This window comes from Terribacillus saccharophilus, assembly GCF_046592595.1.
Lineage (GTDB): Bacteria > Bacillota > Bacilli > Bacillales > Amphibacillaceae > Terribacillus > Terribacillus saccharophilus_C.
Genome location: NZ_JAWVPF010000003.1, coordinates 310,738 through 331,998 on the forward strand (window position 1 = coordinate 310,738; position 21,261 = coordinate 331,998).

General features: G+C 45.5%; 19 protein-coding genes and 1 other annotated feature. Of the genes, 1 reads left to right on the plus strand and 18 read right to left on the minus strand.

Annotated features, from left to right (window positions below; translation table 11 throughout):
* Positions 1-12: 12 nt before the first annotated feature.
* Positions 13-537 (minus strand): translation initiation factor IF-3, encoded by a 525-nt coding sequence (infC, locus tag SFC25_RS06680; protein WP_411214513.1) that lies wholly within the window; start codon positions 535-537, stop codon positions 13-15.
* A 79-nt stretch (positions 538-616) separates the two neighbouring features.
* Positions 617-737 (minus strand) — a sequence feature (ribosomal protein L20 leader region).
* A 189-nt stretch (positions 738-926) separates the two neighbouring features.
* On the opposite strand from infC, the gene SFC25_RS06685 reads away from it, so the two are divergent.
* Positions 927-1,418 (plus strand): DUF1648 domain-containing protein, encoded by a 492-nt coding sequence (locus SFC25_RS06685; protein ID WP_411214514.1) that lies wholly within the window; start codon positions 927-929, stop codon positions 1,416-1,418.
* Positions 1,419-1,499: 81 nt separating this feature from the next.
* Here the strand turns inward: SFC25_RS06685 and thrS are convergent, their stop codons facing one another.
* The 17 genes from thrS to SFC25_RS06770 all read right to left on the minus strand — a co-directional run bounded on the left by thrS (position 1,500) and on the right by SFC25_RS06770 (position 21,258).
* Positions 1,500-3,446, minus strand: a complete 1,947-nt coding sequence (gene thrS, locus SFC25_RS06690) for a threonine--tRNA ligase (RefSeq protein WP_411214515.1) — start codon at positions 3,444-3,446, stop codon at positions 1,500-1,502.
* 320 nt (positions 3,447-3,766) lie between these two features.
* A complete protein-coding gene (gene ytxC, locus SFC25_RS06695) occupies positions 3,767-4,576 on the minus strand; it encodes a sporulation protein YtxC (protein WP_411214596.1) in 810 nt (269 codons plus the stop codon).
* Positions 4,577-4,686: 110 nt separating this feature from the next.
* The gene (gene dnaI, locus SFC25_RS06700; RefSeq protein ID WP_411214516.1) at positions 4,687-5,622 is read right to left on the minus strand and encodes a primosomal protein DnaI; all 936 of its coding nucleotides are present in this window, start codon (positions 5,620-5,622) and stop codon (positions 4,687-4,689) included.
* 25 nt (positions 5,623-5,647) lie between these two features.
* Positions 5,648-7,012 (minus strand): replication initiation and membrane attachment family protein, encoded by a 1,365-nt coding sequence (locus SFC25_RS06705; protein WP_411214517.1) that lies wholly within the window; start codon positions 7,010-7,012, stop codon positions 5,648-5,650.
* A 29-nt stretch (positions 7,013-7,041) separates the two neighbouring features.
* Positions 7,042-7,506 carry a transcriptional regulator NrdR gene (nrdR, locus tag SFC25_RS06710; protein ID WP_411214518.1) on the minus strand — a complete coding sequence of 155 codons (465 nt, stop codon included), beginning with the start codon at positions 7,504-7,506 and terminating at the stop codon, positions 7,042-7,044.
* A 142-nt stretch (positions 7,507-7,648) separates the two neighbouring features.
* Positions 7,649-8,884 (minus strand): beta-ketoacyl-ACP synthase II, encoded by a 1,236-nt coding sequence (gene fabF / locus SFC25_RS06715; RefSeq protein WP_411214519.1) that lies wholly within the window; start codon positions 8,882-8,884, stop codon positions 7,649-7,651.
* Between the two features lie 174 nt (positions 8,885-9,058).
* Positions 9,059-9,433 (minus strand): adenosylmethionine decarboxylase, encoded by a 375-nt coding sequence (gene speD, locus SFC25_RS06720; RefSeq protein ID WP_411214520.1) that lies wholly within the window; start codon positions 9,431-9,433, stop codon positions 9,059-9,061.
* A 238-nt stretch (positions 9,434-9,671) separates the two neighbouring features.
* Positions 9,672-10,703 carry a glyceraldehyde-3-phosphate dehydrogenase gene (locus SFC25_RS06725; protein WP_411214521.1) on the minus strand — a complete coding sequence of 344 codons (1,032 nt, stop codon included), beginning with the start codon at positions 10,701-10,703 and terminating at the stop codon, positions 9,672-9,674.
* Between the two features lie 98 nt (positions 10,704-10,801).
* The gene (gene coaE, locus SFC25_RS06730) at positions 10,802-11,407 is read right to left on the minus strand and encodes a dephospho-CoA kinase (RefSeq protein ID WP_411214522.1); all 606 of its coding nucleotides are present in this window, start codon (positions 11,405-11,407) and stop codon (positions 10,802-10,804) included.
* A 14-nt stretch (positions 11,408-11,421) separates the two neighbouring features.
* Entirely contained in the window at positions 11,422-12,246 is an 825-nt protein-coding gene (gene mutM, locus SFC25_RS06735) for a DNA-formamidopyrimidine glycosylase (RefSeq protein WP_411214523.1), read from the minus strand.
* A gap of 21 nt (positions 12,247-12,267) precedes the next feature.
* Positions 12,268-14,904 carry a DNA polymerase I gene (polA, locus tag SFC25_RS06740; protein WP_411214524.1) on the minus strand — a complete coding sequence of 879 codons (2,637 nt, stop codon included), beginning with the start codon at positions 14,902-14,904 and terminating at the stop codon, positions 12,268-12,270.
* A gap of 92 nt (positions 14,905-14,996) precedes the next feature.
* Positions 14,997-16,370: a two-component system histidine kinase PnpS gene (gene pnpS / locus SFC25_RS06745; protein ID WP_411214525.1), complete on the minus strand. Its 1,374-nt coding sequence runs from the start codon at positions 16,368-16,370 to the stop codon at positions 14,997-14,999.
* Complete coding sequence (locus tag SFC25_RS06750) at positions 16,370-17,065, minus strand: response regulator transcription factor (protein ID WP_095222174.1); 696 nt, start codon at positions 17,063-17,065, stop codon at positions 16,370-16,372. The genes pnpS and SFC25_RS06750 overlap by 1 nt, the downstream gene beginning before the upstream one ends.
* A 131-nt stretch (positions 17,066-17,196) precedes the next feature.
* Positions 17,197-18,135 carry a malate dehydrogenase gene (gene mdh, locus SFC25_RS06755; protein WP_374077047.1) on the minus strand — a complete coding sequence of 313 codons (939 nt, stop codon included), beginning with the start codon at positions 18,133-18,135 and terminating at the stop codon, positions 17,197-17,199.
* A 21-nt stretch (positions 18,136-18,156) separates the two neighbouring features.
* Positions 18,157-19,428: an NADP-dependent isocitrate dehydrogenase gene (icd, locus tag SFC25_RS06760; protein WP_411214526.1), complete on the minus strand. Its 1,272-nt coding sequence runs from the start codon at positions 19,426-19,428 to the stop codon at positions 18,157-18,159.
* A 73-nt stretch (positions 19,429-19,501) separates the two neighbouring features.
* On the minus strand, positions 19,502-20,620 hold the full coding sequence (gene citZ, locus SFC25_RS06765) for a citrate synthase (RefSeq protein WP_411214527.1): 1,119 nt from the start codon (positions 20,618-20,620) through the stop codon (positions 19,502-19,504).
* 173 nt (positions 20,621-20,793) lie between these two features.
* A complete protein-coding gene (locus SFC25_RS06770) occupies positions 20,794-21,258 on the minus strand; it encodes a DUF441 domain-containing protein (protein ID WP_411214528.1) in 465 nt (154 codons plus the stop codon).
* Between the last annotated feature and the right edge of the window lie 3 nt (positions 21,259-21,261).

Here is a 21,261-nt window from a genome sequence, read left to right on the forward strand (position 1 = left end):
ATATCCTTCGGCTTACTGTTTCTCAGCTATAGGAGCAAGCATTAGGAACATGCTGCGGCCTTCCATTTTCGGTTTCATTTCAACCGTTGCAACATCCTTGCACTCGCCGGCAAGCTTTTCGAGAACTTCTTGGCCTAATTCTTTATGCGTAATGGCACGTCCGCGGAAACGAACAGAAGCCTTTACTTTATCGCCTTTTTCAAGAAACTTACGCGCATTGCGAAGTTTCGTGTTGAAGTCATGATCCTCGATTCCCGGGCTCAAACGAACTTCTTTTACGTTGATTATTTTCTGGTTCTTACGCGCTTCTTTTTCTTTCTTTTGCTGTTCGAAGCGGTATTTACCATAATCCATAATCCGGCACACGGGTGGTTTTGCGTTTGCAGCCACAAGCACCAAATCAAGATTTCTAGTTTGTGCAATTTCTAATGCTTCTTGACGGGATTTAACGCCAAGCTGGTCACCGTTTGAATCAATGAGTCGAACCTCACGTGCACGAATTTTCTCATTGATGTTCGTATCTTTGCTAATAATCATCCACCTCCAGGATATTTTGGGAAACTTATGATCGGGGACAAGATATCCGCCGCTTATCAGTTAAACATGGTTGTAAAAAAGCATAAAAAAAATGCCGGTACGCATACGGCACCCACACTTGTCCTAGAACACTGTTTTCGTACCTGCCAACTGCCAAGCGGCGTCAATCAGGTGAGAAGTGGGTACTTCTGCTTGTCTCAGATCAATATTTATTTCACTTTTACAATCTTATCATAGCTGATGAATGCTGTCAATCATATTGAAGCCCAGTAATCCTGCTCAACTAATGTAACACATTCTTTGGATACTGACAACCTCTCGATTTAAAATTATATAGCTGGAACTTATTCCCCACCTATACCGTAAGTAAACAAAGGGGTGATATTTAGATGCAAAAACAGCTCAACCTACCGAAAGCACGTGGTGAAAAAGTATGGGATACTATCGGAATCGGCAGTTATCTAGCTACTGTCATCTTCTTGATCATAATCTGGCGGCAGCTGCCTGAACAGGTGCCTCTCCACATGGGACTGACCGGACACGTCGATGACTGGGCAACAAAAGAAAGCCTATTTCTCCTCCCAGCTATCAGTATACCTATGTTCACACTCATGCATCTATTGGGTAAAAATCCTCATGTACACAATTACCCGGCACGACTGAATGAAAAAAATGCGGCCTCTTTTTATTTAAATAGCCGGAAAATGATCAATAAGATAAAGAATATTATGGTACTGATTTTTTGTTTTATTGAAGTGGAATTCAGCCTGATAGCTCTTGGCTGGATAAATGATGGTCATGCCTGGCTGATGATAATCATGGTGCTTGCTGTTTTTTATCCTATCGCCGAAGGTATGATGAAGCAGCGTAAAATAAAGTAAGATTCCCGGCACTTCCCTCAGCACTCCTTTCAAAAAAAAATCCTCCCACAACTGCAGCAGTGATGAAAGGATTTCTCTCTATTATTTACGCAATACGCGCTTCGCTACTTCTTCTTTAATATCCGCAACGAAAGCTTTCAGATCTTTCGTTTCAGATTGTTTCTCGCCATAACGGCGGATGTTTACGGCTTGGTCGCTCACTTCCTGGTCACCGACGACAATCTGGAATGGAATCTTCTGTACTTGTGCTTCGCGGATCTTATAACCCATTTTTTCATCTCGCTCGTCCACTTGTACACGGATACCTTCCATACGCAAAGCATCCTCTACTTGGCGAGCATATGCCAAGTGTGCTTCAGGGGAAACCGGGATGATTTTCGCTTGGACTGGTGCAAGCCATGTTGGGAAAGCACCTTTGTATTCTTCGATCAAGAAAGCAACGAAACGTTCCATTGTTGATACAACGCCACGGTGGATAACGACTGGGCGGTGTTCTTTGCCATCTTCACCGATATAAGTCAAATCAAAGCGTTCAGGTAAGTGGAAGTCCAATTGTACAGTGGACAATGTCTCATCTTTACCAAGCGCAGTCTTCACCTGTACGTCAAGCTTCGGACCATAGAATGCTGCTTCGCCTTCTGCTTCCACGTAATCAAGTTCAAGATCTTCCATTGTTTCTTTCAGCATTGCTTGTGCTTTATCCCACATTGCATCGTTATCCACATATTTCTCTTTGTCTTCCGGATCACGGTAAGAAAGACGGAAGGAATAGTCTTCTATACCGAAGTCTTTGTACACAGCTTGTACAAGTTGGACAACACGGATGAACTCATCTTTCAATTGATCTGGACGAGCGAAGATATGGGCATCATTCAATGTCATCGCACGAACACGCTGCAAGCCGGCAAGTGCTCCAGACATTTCATGACGGTGCATTGTTCCCAGCTCTGCGATACGGATCGGCAGGCTGCGGTAGCTGTGCAATTCATTTTTATACACCATCATATGGTGCGGGCAGTTCATTGGACGCAGTACAAGGTCTTCATTGTCCATTTCCATCGGCGGGAACATATCATCTTTATAATGATCCCAGTGTCCGCTTGTTTTATAAAGGTCTACACTGCCCAGTACTGGAGTATAAACATGGTCATAGCCAAGCTTTTCTTCCAAGTCGACGATATAGCGCTCGATTGTACGGCGGATAGTCGCGCCTTTTGGCAGCCAAAGCGGCAGACCTTGTCCAACCTTCTGGGAAACTGTGAACAATTCCAATTCTTTTCCTAGTTTGCGGTGGTCACGCTCTTTTGCTTCTTCAAGCATTTTCAAGTGATGATCCAATTCGCTCTTCTTCTCAAAAGCAGTACCATAGATTCGCTGCAGCATTTGGTTGTCACTGTTTCCTCTCCAGTAGGCACCAGAGATGCTTAGAAGTTTGAACACTTTGATTTTGCCTGTAGATGGTACGTGAATACCGCGGCAAAGGTCGAAGAATTCTCCTTGCTCGTAGATTGTTACATCTTGGTCGTCTGGAATGGCATCGATCAATTCCAATTTCAACTCATCGCCAATTTCAGAGAACATCGCTTTTGCTTCATCGCGGCTGACAACTTTGCGGACGATCGGAAGGTTGGCATCAACGATTCGCTGCATTTCTTTTTCAATCTTCGGAAGATCCTCCGGTGTGATGCTAGCCTCCAGATCCATATCATAGTAAAAGCCGTTCTCGATTACTGGACCCACCCCGAATTGTACGTTGCCATACAGGCGTTTTACTGCTTGTGCAAGCAAATGCGCTGTGGAGTGACGCATGATTTCCACGCCTTGTTCCTGCTTAAGTGTGACGATTTCGATTGCACCGCCATTTGGTAGCGGTGTACGCAAATCATATGCAACGCCGTCAACATTGACTGCGAGAGCCTGTTTTTTCAAACCTGATGAGATGGACCCTGCGATATCCTCGCCAGTAGTACCAGCAGGAAACTCTTTCTTTGCTCCATCTGGGAAAATGATTTCTAATGCATCTGCCATTGTTCTTTCCTCCTAAAATATAAAAAGCCCGTCCCTTTGCACAAAGTATGCGCAAAGGGACGAGCGTTTGTCTCGTGGTTCCACCCTAATTCCCGGTAAATATACCGGCTCAAGAATCTGTAACGTAGATCAGACGCTGCCGGTTTTCTTTCGTCCCCCGACAGAGCTGTAAAAGGTGGTAACAGCAAAGCGTATGCAGGAAGCTTCCAGCCTAGGCTCCCCTCTCTTCAGTGCAAACGGATTTCACTATCATGTCCTTTATTGTCGCTTCTTCATATAAAATAAGTATAAGCGCTGAATAAGGAAAATGCAAGGACATGCTAAAACATGGAGAAAGGAAATTGATGTAAGGGAAGGTATGCGGCTCTTTCCTGAAAAATATTGATGACAGTCAGTGTCTTCGGTTCAGATGGGTAGTCACCGTATAAGTAAATGCGCTTTGGCGACATCGCAATCAAAGGCGTCAGATTTTTTTCCTGTACCCCGATGCCTGCCAGGGAAAGCGGCTCTTCATCAGCAAGCGACATGATCTCTTCAGCGGTATAGCACGTTCCATCTTCTTTGTAGAAGGAAAAATCACGCCCTTGTATGACATGGATGGTGTCAGTTCCAATCGGTTTTTTACCTACATACTCCCGCAGGGATTCCACATACAGCTGGTATTCTTCTTCACGCTTGTACTCATCTATCGCATCACCGACTACTTCCATCAAAGCTTCCCTGTAAGCAGAGCTGCGGAACTGGATGACGGCATCAAAGAAAATCCGGATGTTTTTGGCAGCAATCTCTTGAAAAATCTGCGTAATCTGCTGACGCGGCAGACTAGGCTCTTTTTCTTCTTCGTACATATCTCCGACGAGAATCGTATGCGTCAATTCTGCTATACGCTTTATTGCTTCCTCATCCTTATAATAATAAACTTCTTTTACAATTTGCTTGATCCATTCTGTTTCCCGGTGATGAAGAAACGTTTCTACTAAGGCGATTGCAATCCGCCTGTGATAGCCATCATGAATTGTTGCTTCATAGCCCCAGCGGTCATCTTCATCTACATACACCTGTTTCGTTCCATCCAGCAGAGCCAGGCACGAACAGAATGTATCCATCTCTTTTTTTGATTTGATAAACACTTTACGCAATATCAACCACCCTCGCCACTATCAACTGTTACATTATATGGGCGGAAAATGGAATTATGAGCCTAAAAAAAGACAAGCCGGTTTCCGGCTTGCCTTTTAGCTTAATCGTTTCTTCTATTTTTCCCGAACAACGGTACCTCAGTGGCAACACGCTTAATACGCTCCATGATCCTGCCTGCTTTCACTCTTTCCACATCACCGCGATTTGTTGTGGCAATCTGCTGCTCCAGCTGGGCAATGGAATAGTTGGACGTAAAGAAGACCGGCAGCCTTTCCATCATACGATAATGAAGGATGGAACCGAGTATCTCATCCCTGAACCAAGCCGATTGGGATTCAGCACCGATATCGTCCAGCATGAGTACTGGTGTCTTCTTGAACAGCTCAACTTTTTCGTTGACCGAATCATCTTTCAGGGAAGCTTTCATCTCCCTTACAAATTCCGGCATATAGATTAGCATGCTGGATATATTTCTTTCCGCCAAGTAGTTAGCGATGGCACCAAGGAAATATGTTTTTCCTACGCCGAACGGTCCATAGAAGTACAACCCTTTTTCAGGGATGGTATCTCCTGTTTGCTGCAGGAACTGCAATGTCTTCAAAATCGCCTGCTGGCGTTCTGGGTCACCATGATCAAGCATTTCCGTTGACGCCTGCAGTATATCCTTCGGCATGTACAGGCTATTGATGCGTGACTGCTGCTTCTCCCGTTCTTCCTGCTGGAGACGGGTATGGCATTTATCATACGCTAGACGAATGACATTGCCATCCACTTCAAGTGTCGGTGTATAGCCATTAAGGATATTCCGGCATTCCCCGAGGGATGGACAGTCCTGGCATTGCTTTGATTGCGTAGTATATTCGTAAAGGCGCATCATATTGCGCTGGATATCCTGTTCTGTCAACTGCGGATTTGCTTCCAGTACCGCTTTGACTTCCGGATCTTGCCTCACCTGCTGCTGCATGCGCTCGAAGTTCTCTTTAAAATTACCGTTTTCCTGCATCCATTTTCGTAAGGATGCTTGAATGGGTTCCATGCGTGCACCCCCTTCCCGCTATCATTCAAACATGCCGCTTATTTTCATTGAACTGTTTAAGCAACTCCGCCACATCCGCATCAGGCACAGCTGCAGTGCTGGGAGCTTCCACCTTGCCTTTTTGATCGAACCACTCCGGGACAACCTCCGCACGGCCTGAAGTTTTTCTTCTTGCTGCCGGCTGGTTCGAACTGGCAGCTGTGTTCCACGGCTGGTTGCTGCTTTTAGCAAGCTCCATTGCTTCTCTTACTGTACTTATTTTTTTCCGGGCCCAGTGCGCTGCTATCTTTTCCATATATGCTTTCGACAGCTTCATATCGGATTTGAGCAGTACATAATAGACAAGCACATTCATAATACCAGGTGCCATGCCTTGCTCCGACATAACATCACGGATGACCTTCAAATCGGACGCAGCTGCTGTTCCGTTTCCGGAAATATCCTCTAAAAGCTGTTTGGGTGAAATCGTCTCCAGCAGCTGGATAAGCTGCTCCTGCTTGGTGGTAGCTTGCTTGTCTGTCTCCTGTTTGGTGTCCTTTTGCACAAGCTCCATGACCTTCGTATCTGTTGTTTTAGGACGTGCCAGAAACAGGTCGTGGCAGGCAGATTTGAATTCTGCCGGATTCAGCTCATGCTCATCCGAAACAGCCCAGAGCAGTGCTTTGTCAAGTTCTGGTGAGGTGAGGCTATACAGGACTGCCATCGACTCGAGCAGCTTTTGGTTGCGAGGTGTAAGAATCACTTCCGGATCAAGCATTCGCTGCTTCAGTGAATGACGCAGCCAGTCGAAATCGACAACCTCGGCTTCGATGGAAGGTCCTTGTTTTACATTTGCAGCAGATCTAGCTGCTGTCTTTTTCGGCTGGACAGCGTGCTTCGTCAAATTCCCAGCAGAAAAAACAGCTTCAAACGATGCTGTAACTTCTTCCATCGTTTCAGGCAAATCAGCCTCTTTGATAAAAAGATCTTTCATTTGCTTGAATCTGCTTTCGCCTAATTGGTGATACAGCAGCTGGGAAAGCATGTCATCTTGGAAAAATGCATCAGGTGAAAAAGGTGCATACAAATCGTATGTATACAAATTCTGTTCCCCGAGATGTTGATACGTCCGAATCAGACCAATTGCCTCCAGCTGCAGCCTTGCTTCATATAATTGATCCATCGGCATGTCCAGCAGCGTCATAAGCATATGATGTGTCTGCGGTTCACATGTGCCATGATGCAGGAAAAAATCATTGACCAGCGTCTGATATAAGGTCACTGCCCGTATTCCGAGCAACGGCTGATACAGATGGGTCAGCGCAGCCGAATATGCTTCCGGAAGTACTGCTTTCATTCGGAGCTGGTACCCATCAGCTGGCAGAAGTTTCCCGATATGCTGACTGTTCATACTATCTGTCCTTTCCTTCTTGCAAACTATTACTCTTTCTTGTCGGTCTTGATCAAGTCCTTCAATTCTTCCAGGAAGACGCTGATATCCTTGAATTGCCGGTAAACAGATGCGAAACGTACATACGCCACTTCATCCACTTCCGACAGTCGTTCCATGACCATCTCACCGATTTCTTTGCTTTGTACTTCGGATGTTCCGCTGTTACGCAGTTCCTTCTCCACTTCCGCTACAATATGTTCAATCTGCTCAAGCGCGACCGGACGTTTCTCACACGCCTTGATCAACCCGCGCAAAAGCTTCTCTTTACTGAATTCTTCCCGCATTCCTTCTTTTTTAACAACAATCAAAGGTGTTGCTTCGATACGTTCAAACGTTGTGAAGCGAAAAGCGCAGTCTTCACATTCCCTGCGTCGTCGGATGGAACGCCCTTCCTCGATGGGACGGGAGTCTAGTACTTTTGTGCTTTTATATTGGCAGTTTGGACATCTCATGCCGATCCACCCCATTACTTTCGCGAACCTCGACAGGCTTCGCGCATTTGCGACACTTTTGCATCGTCTTTTTCCTATTCTACCATGATTCAAGCGAAAAATCGAAGCGTTCTTAGACTCAACAAAAAAAGGCAGCCGAGGGCTACCCTTTCCATTTTTGCAGTGCCAACACCGCATTGTGTCCGCCAAAACCGAAACCATTTGACAAAGCAACCGTCAAATCCTTTTCTACCGCTTCGTTCGGTACATATGACAAATCGCAGTCAGGATCAGCATACCGATAGTTGATCGTTGGAGGGACAATGCCATCTTGCAATGCTTTAAGTGTGATGATTGCTTCCACAGCTCCTGCAGCGCCAAACAAATGACCAGTCATTGATTTTGTTGAACTGATCAGCAAGTCATTCGCTTTATCTCCGAATACTTCCTTGATTGCTTTGGTTTCTGTTTTGTCTCCTTCAGGGGTGCTTGTGGCATGTGCATTTATGTAATCCACGTCCCCAAGCTCTATATCAGCCATTTGCATCGCCAGTTTCATTGCGCGTGCAGGCCCAAGATAGTTAGGTGATGTAATGTGATGGGCATCCGTTGTGGACCCGTATCCCACAATTTCCCCAAGGATGTTTGCCCCTCGTTTTTGCGCGTGTTCAAGCTCTTCCAGCACAAGAATACCTGCACCTTCCGACATAACGAACCCATCGCGGTTTGCATCGAAAGGCGAACTTGCTGTTTGAGGTGTATCGTTTTGGGTACTCATTGCCCGCATTTTTGTGAATCCAGCATAAGCGAAAGGTGTAATCGATGCTTCTGCTCCGCCAGCAAGAATGGCATCTGCATAACCGTGCTTGATATTCAGGAATGCTTCCCCGATTGCGTGGTTACCAGTTGCACAAGCAGATACAGGTGCGAAGCTAGGACCGCTGAAGCCTGTCTTGATGGAAACAATTCCTGCAGCCATATTGCTGATCATCATCGGCACCATGAATGGTGAAACACGCCTGGGACCTTTTTCAAGCATCGTGGCGTGATTGTCCAATATTGTATTTACACCGCCAATACCAGAACCGATATAAATTCCGACTCGTTCCGGATTTACGGTATCCGCGGAAAGGTTCGCTTGCTCCATCGCTTGCACAGCTGCACCGTAAGCAAATTGACTATACAAGTCATAGCGTTCGATTTCTTTTTTGTCCAAGTATTGCTCCGGATCGAATCCGCTTGCAATTCCGCCGATCTGCGATGCTATGCCGGCAAATTTCTCCGGATCCAGCTGTTTGATCCCGGATTCCCCAGTTTTGATATTATCCCAGAATGTCTCTACATCCGAGCCAAGCGGCGTAACAGCACCATATCCTGTAACTACGACACGTCTATTCAAAAACATACCTTCTTTCTAGCAGTAACTATTAGTACCTGCTATTATATCTGAAGTAAAACGAAAATGCGACTATTAGCTATGTATCCCCTATGTAGGTTTGCCATTTTTCCGAATGGAAATACAACATTAAAAAAACCCTGTTCCTAAAAGGAACAGGGGTTGGTTATTCAAATATTAATGTGATTTCGGCTGCACTGCCACAGGACCCATGCCCCGCGGAAGCTCCGCTTTTTCACAAGTTTTAGCTTCTAGCGCGTCAATGATATAATCGGTTGCTACGTTCGGGTCAATGATGTTACCGCAAGTGTAAACATCGATGCTGGCGTAGCCATGTTCTGGAAAACTGTGGATTGTGAGGTGCGATTCAGAGATGATGACCACTCCGCTAACGCCATGCGGCGCAAACTTGTGGAAGGCAACCTCCCGTACTTCAGCTCCTGATTTCAATGCTGCGTCAACGAAAATTTGCTCGATAAGCTTCATGTCGTTTAGTTTTTCTGCGTTACAATCCCATAATTCCGCAATAACATGTCTTCCCATTGTATCCAATGTAGTTCCCCCTTTGCATATTTGCCTAAAAAATAAATGCGTGAATTGCCACGGGGGAAAGTTAGTCCTAAGAGGTCCTAACCCTTTAAGCAGTCACTTGCTGCATAGATTCTTCAGGAAAACAGTTTTGACAATATGCTTGTATGCTGCAAAGATTGCATGCAAAAAGTAGTATATAGTGTTTGTATCTGTTTGGCAAGCATACGTTCAAATTTAGCATAAAGAGGGTTGTATCACCTTAGATGACTTCTGCCCTATCAGCCTTCAGAAGACTGCTGCCGACAAGCTGGGCCAAGTCGACGACACGGCAGGAATATCCCCATTCATTATCGTACCAAGCAATGACCTTTATTTTTTTCCCTTCCATAACGATTGTTGATAAACCATCAATTGTTGCCGATTGCGCTGTGGTCGTATAATCGATGCTGACCAATGGCTCTTCACTATAAGAGATAATGCCTCGCATATCTGTTTCGGCCGCTGTCCGGAACGCATCATTGACTTGTTCGGCAGTTACGGTCTCTTCCACGTCCACCACCAGATCAACAAGCGATACATTTGGAGTCGGAACACGCAGAGCCATTCCATGAAGCTTTCCCTTCAGATGCGGCAGTACTTCCGCAAGTGCTTTGGCCGCCCCTGTTGTCGTCGGAATGATGGATTGTGTACAGCCTCTTGCCCTTCGCAAATCTTTATGCGGATTATCGATATTTTTCTGGTCATTCGTGAAGCTGTGAACTGTCGTCATCAAACCGTTTTTAATCGTGAACCGTTCATCCAGCACTTTGACAACCGGCGCCAGACAGTTTGTCGTACAAGAAGCATTGGAAACAATATGATGCACATCACTTTCGTATATCCGATCATTCACGCCCATTACAATCGTCGCGTCCACATTTTTTCCAGGAGCTGTAATGACAACCTTCTTTGCACCTGCATCCAAGTGCTGTGATGCTGTTTCCTGTGAACAGAACTTGCCAGTGGCTTCGATAACGACATCAACTTCAAGCTCGCCCCAAGGAAGCTGTGCTGGATTACGTTCCCCTACCACACGGATTCTTTTCCCTGCATAAACAATTGATCCAGCTTCTGCAGTGATAACAGCATCCAAGTTGCCGTGCACACTGTCGTATCGGAGAAGATGCGCCAGCGTCTCTGCTGGATAAGAAGCATTGACTGCCACAATTTCCAAATCAGGCATTTCCATTGCTCGTCTGCAAACCAATCGTCCAATTCTGCCAAATCCATTAATCGCGATACGTGTTGTCATTATACTGCCTCCTCTAATGTGTCACACTATATAATGTTTTATTGATATTAGTATAACATATTAAAAGAAAAATGCGAACAAAAAAGGAGCCCTTTTTGTCAGGCTCCTTCCTTAATGTTCCAAGAAGACAATAGCTTTTCAAGCTGCGCTTTCGTTTCATCCCTGCTGCCGTTATTATCTATGACGGCGTCCGCTCGGGTTGCTTTGTCTGCCAAAGACATTTGACTGTTGATTCGGTCCAATGCTTCCTGTTCCGTTAAATTATTTCGCTGCATCAATCTTTCAAGCTGGATCTGCGGATCAACATGCACAACAACCACTTTATCGACTAAATGCAGCTGGTTGCCTTCAAATAATAATGGTATATCAAGGACGACCGCAGGATGTTCCGTTTTCAGCCGGTCCCGATCTGCTGTCATTCTCTCCCTGACAACAGGATGGACGATACCATTCAGGATCTCGCGCTTCTCTAGATCCCGAAAGATGATCCCGCCCAGCTTCTGCCTGTCCAGCGACCCATCAGGAAGCAAGATTTCACTGCCGAATGCATCAACAATACTGGCCAGAGCAGGTTCACCAGGCTCAACCACTTCACGCGCAACAATATCCGCGTCAACAACCGGGATACCATACTCCTTGAACAAGCTGCTCACTGTACTTTTCCCGGAGGCAATGCCGCCAGTCAGTCCGATTACAATACCCACCTTTGCTTCCTCCTTTACTTCTGACAGGAAGTACAAATATGTGTGCCTCTTCCGCCCACTTTGATTTTGATGATTTCCCTGCCGCAATTCGGGCAAGGTGTGCCGTTTTGGCCATATACGAGCAGCTGCTGCTGGAACGTCCCGATCTTTCCTTGGCTGTTCACATAGCTGCGGATCGTGCTGCCGCCTTTTTCGACTGCTTCAAGCAATGTCTCAGCTGCAGCCTGCTGGATACGGACCAATTCCATGTCTTCCATCGAACTGCCGCGCCGCTCCGGATGTACCCCGGCTTTAAACAATGTTTCATCCACATAAATATTTCCCAACCCCGCTACAACAGTTTGATCCAGCAAGATATTCTTGATCATCCTGCTGCTTCGCTGTACCTTTTCCTTGAAATAATCCAATGTGAAGTTTTCATCAAAAGGCTCCGGTCCAACAAGAGTGAGCGGCGGTGTTTCATTTTCCTGCCCTTCTGTGAACAGGTGCATCGTACCGAACTTGCGGACATCGTTATAACGCAGCTGCTCGCCATTCGTCAGCTGGAAGATGACGTGGGTATGCTTGTCAGATGGTTCTGTGTCCGGCTTGACAGAGAACTTCCCTTCCATCCGTAAATGGGATACAAGTACATCCCCATCCAAGTAAAATAGAAGAAACTTTCCTTTTCGGCCAATGGAACGGAACGTCTGTCCTTTCAGCCGATTGATGAAGGCTTCTACACCTTCATCAAATTTAATGATTTTATGCCAGCGGACAGTGATGTCTTCAATCGTCTTGCCGACGACGAGCTGTTCCAATGTCCTTCTCGCTGTTTCTACCTCAGGTAATTCCGGCATTCCATGTCCTTCTTTCCTTGCTTATTTCGCGTCGTACCATGTTTTGCCGTATGCATATTCCACTTTAAGCGGTACATCCAGCTCAACAGCATGTTCCATAACATCAGGCACTATTACTTTTAATTTTTCGAGTTCTGATTCTGGTGCTTCCAGAATCAGTTCATCATGTACGGAAAGCAAAAGCTTTGCTTCCATTTGTTCTGTTTCCAGACGTTCCGCCAAATCAATCATCGCTTTTTTGATGATATCAGCTGCACTGCCTTGAATCGGTGTATTCATTGCTGTGCGTTCAGCAAAGCTTCGCACATTGAAGTTCCGGCTCGTCAAATCCGGAAGGTAGCGCCTGCGGTTCATAAGCGTTGTTACAAACCCTTTCTGCTTGGCATCCTGTACGATATCTTCCATATACGTTTTTACACCAGGGAAGCTCTGCAGATAACGGTCGATGAACTGCTGCGCTTCCTTACGCGTGATGCTGAGACTTTGGGATAACCCATAATCACTGATACCATAGACGATGCCGAAATTGACTGCCTTCGCTTGGCGGCGCATATTGCTCGTGATATCCTTCTCTTCCACATGGAAAACGTCCATTGCTGTCCGGCTGTGGATATCCATATCTTCATTGAATGCCTCGATTAATTTCTCATCTTGAGCGATATGTGCCAGAACTCGAAGTTCGATTTGTGAATAGTCCGCTGCAAAGATAACGCTATTTTCTTTTGACGGAACAAAGGCTTGTCTAATTTTACGGCCTTCTTCCAGGCGGATTGGGATGTTCTGCAGATTCGGCTCTGTCGAACTCAATCGTCCTGTTTGCGTCAATGCCTGATTGAAGCGCGTGTGGATTTTGTTTGTGTCTTTATCCACCACTTTCAATAGTCCTTCAATATATGTGGACTGAAGCTTCCCTAATTGACGATACAAAAGCAGCTGCTGAATGATCTCATGCTGATCAGCGAGCTGTTCCAGTACATCCGCTGATGTCGAATATCCTGTTTTTGTTTTCTTGATAACAGGTAAACCAAGTTTTTCGAAAAGGATCGGTCCAAGCTGTTTTGGTGAATTAAGATTGAATTCTTCACCCGCAAGCTCGTACACCTTCTGCTCGATTTCCGATAACCTGCCGCCAAGTTCTTCTTTCATTTCTTTGATGCGCTCTACATCAACCTGTACACCTAAATACTCCATCTCTCCAAGGATGCTGGCAAGCGGCATTTCCAGGTTACGGAATAAATCAAGCTGTTCGTTTTCCGAAAGCTTTGCTTCTGCTTCTGGCTTCAGCTGGTATATGACCATCGCTTTTCTGGCAAGATGCTCACTGAAGGCTTCCAAATCAGGCACCTTGATCTTCGCGCCTTTTCCGTAAACTTCTTCATCATATAAAACATCATTTTTTCCCAGACGATGTCCGATTGCTGGAATGTCATGATGATTCTCAGATGGATTGATCAAGTATGAAGCTAATAGCAAGTCGAAATCAGCATTTTCCAACGTAATTCCATGATGCAGCAAGGCCACGACAGATCGTTTTACATCAAAAACCCATTTTGCCTTCGTACTATCCTCCGCCCATGTTTTGAACACATCCGATTCGTATGCAACATTTGACGGAATGAAAAATGCTCCGTTTGCATTAGCCAGACCAAAGCCTTCAATTTGCGCTGTGTGGTAATTATCCGTCAGCATCTCGACAACCAATGCATCTTCTCCAGTGAACAGATCCTCGGTAATGTTATCTACGATCGTTACATCCAGCGGCTCAAGCTCTTGGGATACTTCCTCCGGTGCGCCTTCTTCGCCGAGCCTTCCAAGCAGGGACTGGAAGCCAAGATCTTTGAATATCGCACTTACAGCTGCAGGCTGAAAGCCCTCATAATTTATTTGATCCAGGCTCACTTCGATTGGTGCTTTCGTTTCAATTGTTGCAAGCTCACGGCTCATGAAGGCCGATTCTTTGTTATCCGTCAGCTTTTGCTTGATGCTTTTACCTGAAACATCATCCAGCTGTTCGTAAATGCGATCCAGCGTCTGGAACTGCTTTAGAAGTTTGACAGCCGTCTTTTGACCGACACCTGGAACCCCCGGTATATTATCGGAGCTATCGCCCATGAGCGCTTTCATATCAATAATCTGATCAGGTGTGACCTCCATGTTTTCCAATAGGAAGTCAGGTGTATAGGAATCGATTTCGCTGATACCTTTTCTCGTAAGCTGTATTGTCGTCTTATCACTGACAAGCTGCAATAAATCCTTGTCCCCGGAGATGACTTTAATCTCGAAGCCTTCTGCTTCTGCTTGCTTAGTCAATGTGCCGATGATATCGTCAGCTTCATATTGATTCAGCTGATAATGCTTGATCGAAAATGCATCCAATAGTTCTCGCAGCAGCGGGAATTGTTCCGATAATTCGGATGGTGTCTTCTGACGTCCGCCTTTGTATTCTTTATACGTTTCATGACGGAAAGTCGTCTTCCCTGCATCAAAGGCTACAAGCAAATGTGTTGGCTTTTCATTTTCTAAAATACGGAATAGCATTGTTGTGAATCCATAAATAGCATTCGTATGGATTCCTTTATCATTATTCAGCAGCGGAAGTGCAAAAAACGCACGATACGCGATGCTGTTTCCATCGATTAAAACTAATTTTTTCGTCATACACCAAACTCCTTTATCATCGTTCCTGTCTCTTTTCATTAGTTTACCATGTTTCCCCGCCGAAACAAAAAAGATCGTCCAGATGGACGACCTTAACCAAGAGCCTTTGGCAATCGAATAGAAAAAGTAGTTCCTTTGTTCACTTCACTGCTCACCGTTATCGCTCCGCCGTGCGCTTCGACGACGTGCTTAACGATTGCAAGACCAAGTCCGGTTCCGCCGGTATTACGGCTGCGCGCCTTATCAACGCGGTAAAAACGCTCAAAAATACGATCAAGCGAATCTTCCGGAATCCCCATACCAGTATCCGATATCTCTGTGAATACTGCATCATTGGTTTGGGTTACCTTCAGCTTCACCTTGCCGTTCGGCGGCGTATAGTTGACGGCATTATTCATCAAGTTGATAACAAGTTGCTTTAACCTGTCCTCGTCTCCTCGCATGATAACACTGTCAGGAAGCTCCAGTTCCACTTCGATTTGTTTATTGGATGCATGCTGCTCAATCATCGGCATGATTGCATCAACCATATACCGAAAATCAAGTCTCTCCATCCTTACTTGAAGTTCATCTTTCTCTAAACGAGAAAGCTCCAATAGATCTTTTACCAATGCTTGGAGACGCTGGCTTTCATTATTGATGATTGTGATAAAACGCTCCGTGAGTTCCTTATCATCCAATGCCCCATCTTCCAGCAGTGTTTCGGAAAAACCACGTATGGATGTGAGCGGCGTTTTTAGTTCATGCGACACATTGGCCACAAAGTCCTTCCGCATCTCCTCGACACGCTTCAAATCCGTAATCTCATAGAAAACGAGTACAGCACCTTTCAGATCGTAGGAATCATTGAAAATAGGTGCAGCGACAATCTCGAAAAAGCGCTTCTCTTTTTCCCGCTGCAAGGTGAAGGCATCACGAACCTTCTCTTCATAAAGGAAAGCCTCGGACACCACATGATGGATATTGGTTTGCGAAATCGTATCATGATACACATGACCGATATAATCCTTGTCCTTGCCTCCGAATACAGATAGGAACTTCCTGTTGACCAGGTGCACATATCCGCGTTCATCGACAAGCATCAAGCCGCTTTCCATATTGTCGATTACCGTTTCCAGCTGATCCTCCTGCATCTTCTCCAGGAGCTCCAGTTCATGCAGATTGCGGGCAATCTGGTTCACGGAGCGAATCAAGCGGCCGGCATCTCCATAGAAGTTTTCGTAATTCCTTGCTTTATAGTTTCCTTTTACCAGTTCCTCTGCCACTTCGGCTGTCATGGAAACAGGCTTGATATAGCGTTCCTGCAGCCGGTATAGTACTGAAATGATCAAAGCTGCGCCGATCAGCAGGGCGCTCCACAGAATGAACCACTCGGAAGTGATTTGCATAAGGATAAAACCGATTGCCGCAAAGATCAGCAAAATAAGCGATCCATAGACGGCAATCCCATAAGAACTGCGACGCATTATTGCGGCTCCTCCATTTTATAGCCCAAGCCGCGGATCGTCTTGATATAGACAGGATGTTTGGAATCAGGTTCGATCTTTTCACGCAAATGACTGATGTGTACATCCACGATACGCGTGTCCCCGACGAAGTCATAGTTCCAGACCGAGCTTAAAAGCTGATCCCGGGACATGACGCGCCCCTTGTTTTTTGAAAGATACAGTAATAGTTCAAATTCTTTACGAGTGAAGCTCAAAGATTCTCCATTGATGGACGCTTCATATTGATCAGGGAAAATGGACAAGCCGGCAATCTTGATTTCGCCGCTTTCCATATAATTATCACTTTTATTCGTGCGTCGCAAAATAGCTTTGATCCGAGCAACAACCTCTTTCGGACTGAAAGGCTTAGTCAGATAATCATCCGCACCAAGCTCAAGACCTAGTACCTTGTCCAGTTCCTCGTCACGTGCAGTTAGCATCAGAATCGGCGTATCAATCTGCTTTTGCCGCAGCTGCTTGCACACTTCTGTCCCATCCAGCTCTGGAAGCATTAGATCGAGAACGATCATATCATATGTATTCTGCAGAGCCTTCTGCAGTCCAGTCAACCCATCGAAGGCTGTTTCCGTTTCGAACCCAGCTCTTTCTATATTGAATTGCAGTAAGGTTACGATGGATTCTTCATCATCAACAATAAGTACTTTTTGTGCCATGGATACTAGCCCCCTCTATGCAACATCATACCGTTTTCCAACTGTAAAGTGAACCATGCCAATTCGCTTTCTCTGTTAAGAGTTTGTAAATATAAAAAAACCTATCCTTATAAAGGATAGGTTTTTTTTATTTATTGCAAGACAGTCATGACTTTTCTTACGGATTCAACGGATTTATCCAGCTGTGATTTCTCATCATCAGTAAGCTCAAGCTGGATGATATCTTCCAAGCCGTTTCCGCCGATGATCGTCGGTACGCCAAGGAATAGATCGTTGTAGCCATATTCACCTTCCAAGTAAGCAATGGAAGGAATGACACGGCGCTGATCTTTCAGGATAGCTTCCACCATCACGAGCAAGGATGCAGCCGGCGCATAATACGCACTTCCGTTACCTAGAAGGTTGACGATTTCACCGCCGCCTTTTCTTGTGCGTTCTACAATTGCATTGAGACGATCCTCCGGAATCAATGTCTCAAGCGGAATTCCGCCTGCATAAGAATAACGGATAAGCGGTACCATATCGTCTCCATGTCCGCCAAGGACGAAACCAGTGATATCCTTGATGGAAAGATTAAGCTCTTCTGCGACGAATGTACGGAAACGAGCTGTATCAAGGACACCGGACTGACCGATAACACGGTTCCGCGGGAATCCGGATGTTTTGTAAACTGTATATGTCATTGCATCAACCGGGTTGGTCAATACAACAATGATGCTTTCTGGAGAATACTTCACAACCTGCTCAGTAACAGATTTCATGATCTTGCTGTTTGTATTCACAAGATCATCGCGGCTCATACCAGGCTTACGAGCGATACCAGCAGTAATGACAACTACATCGGAATCCTTCGTGTCAGCATAGTCCGAAGTGCCTTTGACATGAGCATCGAAGCCCTGTACCGGAGATGCCTCCAGCATATCCAAGGCTTTACCCTTTGTTGGATCCTCCATGTCCGGAATGTCGACTAGTACGACATCCGCAAGCTCTTTCTGCGCGATCAGGAATGCTGTTGTAGCCCCTGTAAAACCACTGCCGATTACGGATACTTTTCTGCGTTTGATTGCCATGATGTTTCCTCCTTCGAGACATTAGTCCATATTTTTGATCAATTCATCACCGAATTCAGATGTCTTCACTTCTGTTGCGCCGTCCATCAAGCGTGCGAAATCATACGTAACAACTTTGGAAGCAATTGTTTTGTCCATAGCTTTTGTGATCAAATCTGCTGCTTCTCTCCAGCCAAGGTGCTCAAGCAGAAGCACTCCGGAAAGGATGACAGAAGATGGATTCACTTTATCCAAGCCTGCGTACTTCGGTGCAGTACCATGAGTCGCTTCAAAGATGGCATGGCCTGTTTCATAGTTGATATTCGCTCCAGGAGCGATACCAATACCGCCGACTTGAGCAGCAAGAGCATCAGAAATGTAGTCTCCATTCAAGTTCATCGTCGCTACTACATCAAATTCTGCAGGGCGAGTCAGGATTTGCTGAAGGAAGATATCTGCAATCGCATCTTTGATAACGATCTTGCCAGCTGCTTCCGCTTCCTGCTGTGCTTTGTCAGCAGCTTCACGGCCTTGCTCTTCGGCAATTTTATCATACTGCTGCCATGTGAATACTTTATCGCCGTATTCAGCTTCTGCCAGTTCGTAACCCCAGTTTTTGAAGGCGCCTTCGGTGAATTTCATGATGTTGCCCTTATGAACCAGTGTCACACTTTTTCTGTTTTCTTGGATTGCGTAGTCAATTGCTGCGCGCACCAGTCGCTGTGTTCCTTCTTCCGATACAGGCTTGATACCGATACCAGACGTTTCCGGGAAGCGAATTTTATGTACTCCCATTTCATTCTCAAGGAAATCGATGACTTTCTTCACTTCCGGTGAACCCTTTTGCCATTCGATACCAGCATAGATATCTTCCGTATTCTCGCGGAAAATCACCATATCCGTATCCTCTGGCTTCTTCACTGGTGAAGGTACACCTTTGAAGTAGCGGACCGGACGCAAGCAAGTAAACAAATCAAGCTCTTGTCTTAGCGCTACGTTCAATGAACGGATACCGCCGCCAACCGGCGTTGTCAATGGACCTTTGATAGCGATCTTGTATTCTCGGATCACATCAAGTGTTTCTTCCGGGAGCCATTCGCCTGTCTTGTCGAATGCTTTCTGACCTGCATACACTTCTTTCCATTCAATGGACTTTTCGCCTTTGTAAGCCTTATCTACAGCAGCCTCGAGTACACGGCTTGCGGCAGCCCAAATATCAGGACCTGTTCCATCTCCTTCAATGAAAGGGATGACCGGACGGTCTGGTACTTGCAGCGCTCCGTTAGTTACTGTGATTTTGTTTGCTTCAGCCATGTTCGATTCCTCCTAAATAAAATCTGATACTCTATCAGTTTAGCAAATTTTGGCCACTATGGTTGTAAAATTATTAGACTCTTTCTTCAACTGGTGTATACGTACGATGTGTTTCCCCGACATATTCTGCCCGCGGACGGATCAGGCGATTGTCTGCGTACTGTTCCAGGATGTGTGCGATCCAGCCTGAGAAACGGCTCACTGTGAAGATTGGTGTATAAAGATCATGATCGATCCCTAAGCTGTAATAGCAAGTAGCGGAATAGAAATCGACGTTAGCCGGAAGATTCTTTTCCCGCTTGACGATGTCTTCTACTTTTACGCTCATTTCATACCATTTCGTCTGCCCAGATCTCTCTGTCAGTTCACGTGACATTTCTTTCAGGAATTTTGCACGCGGGTCACCAGATTTATAGACACGGTGTCCCATACCCATGATTTTTTCTTTGTTTGCAAATTTCTTTTCCAGATATGCTTCCACATTTTCAATTTCCCCAATGTCGAACAGCATCTCCATAACTGCTTCATTTGCGCCTCCATGAAGCGGGCCTTTCAATGCTCCAATGGCAGCTGTAAGCCCTGAATACATATCAGACAATGTACCGACGCAGACACGCGCAGTAAATGTAGATGCATTCAATTCATGGTCAGCGTGAAGTACAAGTGCCTTATTCATCGCCTCAACCTCGATGTCACTTGGTTCCTTCTCGTTGAACATATACAGGAAATTCGCAGCATAGCTGTAATCCTCCCGCGGTGTTACTGGTTCCTGGCCGGAACGGATGCGAGAAAAAGCAGCAACCAGCGTTGCAATCTGCGCTTGGAGACGGATTGCCTTTTTAGCGTTCGCTTCTGGTGTATTCACTTCTGCATCCTCATCGTACAACCCAAGCAGTGAAACAGCAGTGCGAAGTGCCGCCATAGGATGAACCGCTTTCAAATCACAGGATTTCAAGTGGTCGATGACCGGTTCCGGAAGCTTTGCCTGCGCAGCCAATTCCCCTCTTAGCTGTGCAAGCTGCTCCTGTGTCGGCAGCTCATCATGCCATAACAAATAAATTACTTCCTCGAAACTGGAATTACTAGCAAGATCGTCAATGCTGTAGCCAGCATAAGTCAGCTGATCATCAATGATTGAGCTAATCTTTGATTCTGCCGCTACAACACCTTCAAGCCCCTTAACTACTGCCATGTTAATCTCTCCCCTTTAGTAAAAGTCAAATCCATAACATGTGTAATAAAAAATTCAAGTTGCTAGATATTTGAGTGAAGCACTTTCATTATAAACATAATATAGCTGTTTGTGAAATGAAAACGTTTTAATTTTTTTGTTTTCTTTATTATTAGAATAATATCAATTTTTCGTTATTTAGTAAATAGTCCAACAATCTGGAAGATCATATAAGCGATGCCGGCACCTATCAGAGGTCCAACTGCAACTCCGTTCAACAGCACAACAGCAAGGATTGTGCCTATCACAAGGGCCACTGTCACCTGCGGATCGGTGGACATCAGATTCACACCGTACTTTCCTAAAATCGCCACAAGAATACCTGCTGCCAATGCTACCCAGGCATAATATGATTTCACGCTTGCATATAAATCTTTAAAGCCGATTTCTCCGCTTGCGATTGGGACAAGTACTGCAATTGTCAGGACAGTGATTCCGATACTTAAACCTTTGGATGCAAGAAATGGGAACACTTTGTCATCCAGCTGCAGCACTTTGATGCCTAGCAATACGTATGCGGCGATTGTGATGGATTGGTTCTTTCCGATGATTCCTAATATAAGAATGATAACTAAAAATAATGATGAAGTGTTTAACAAATT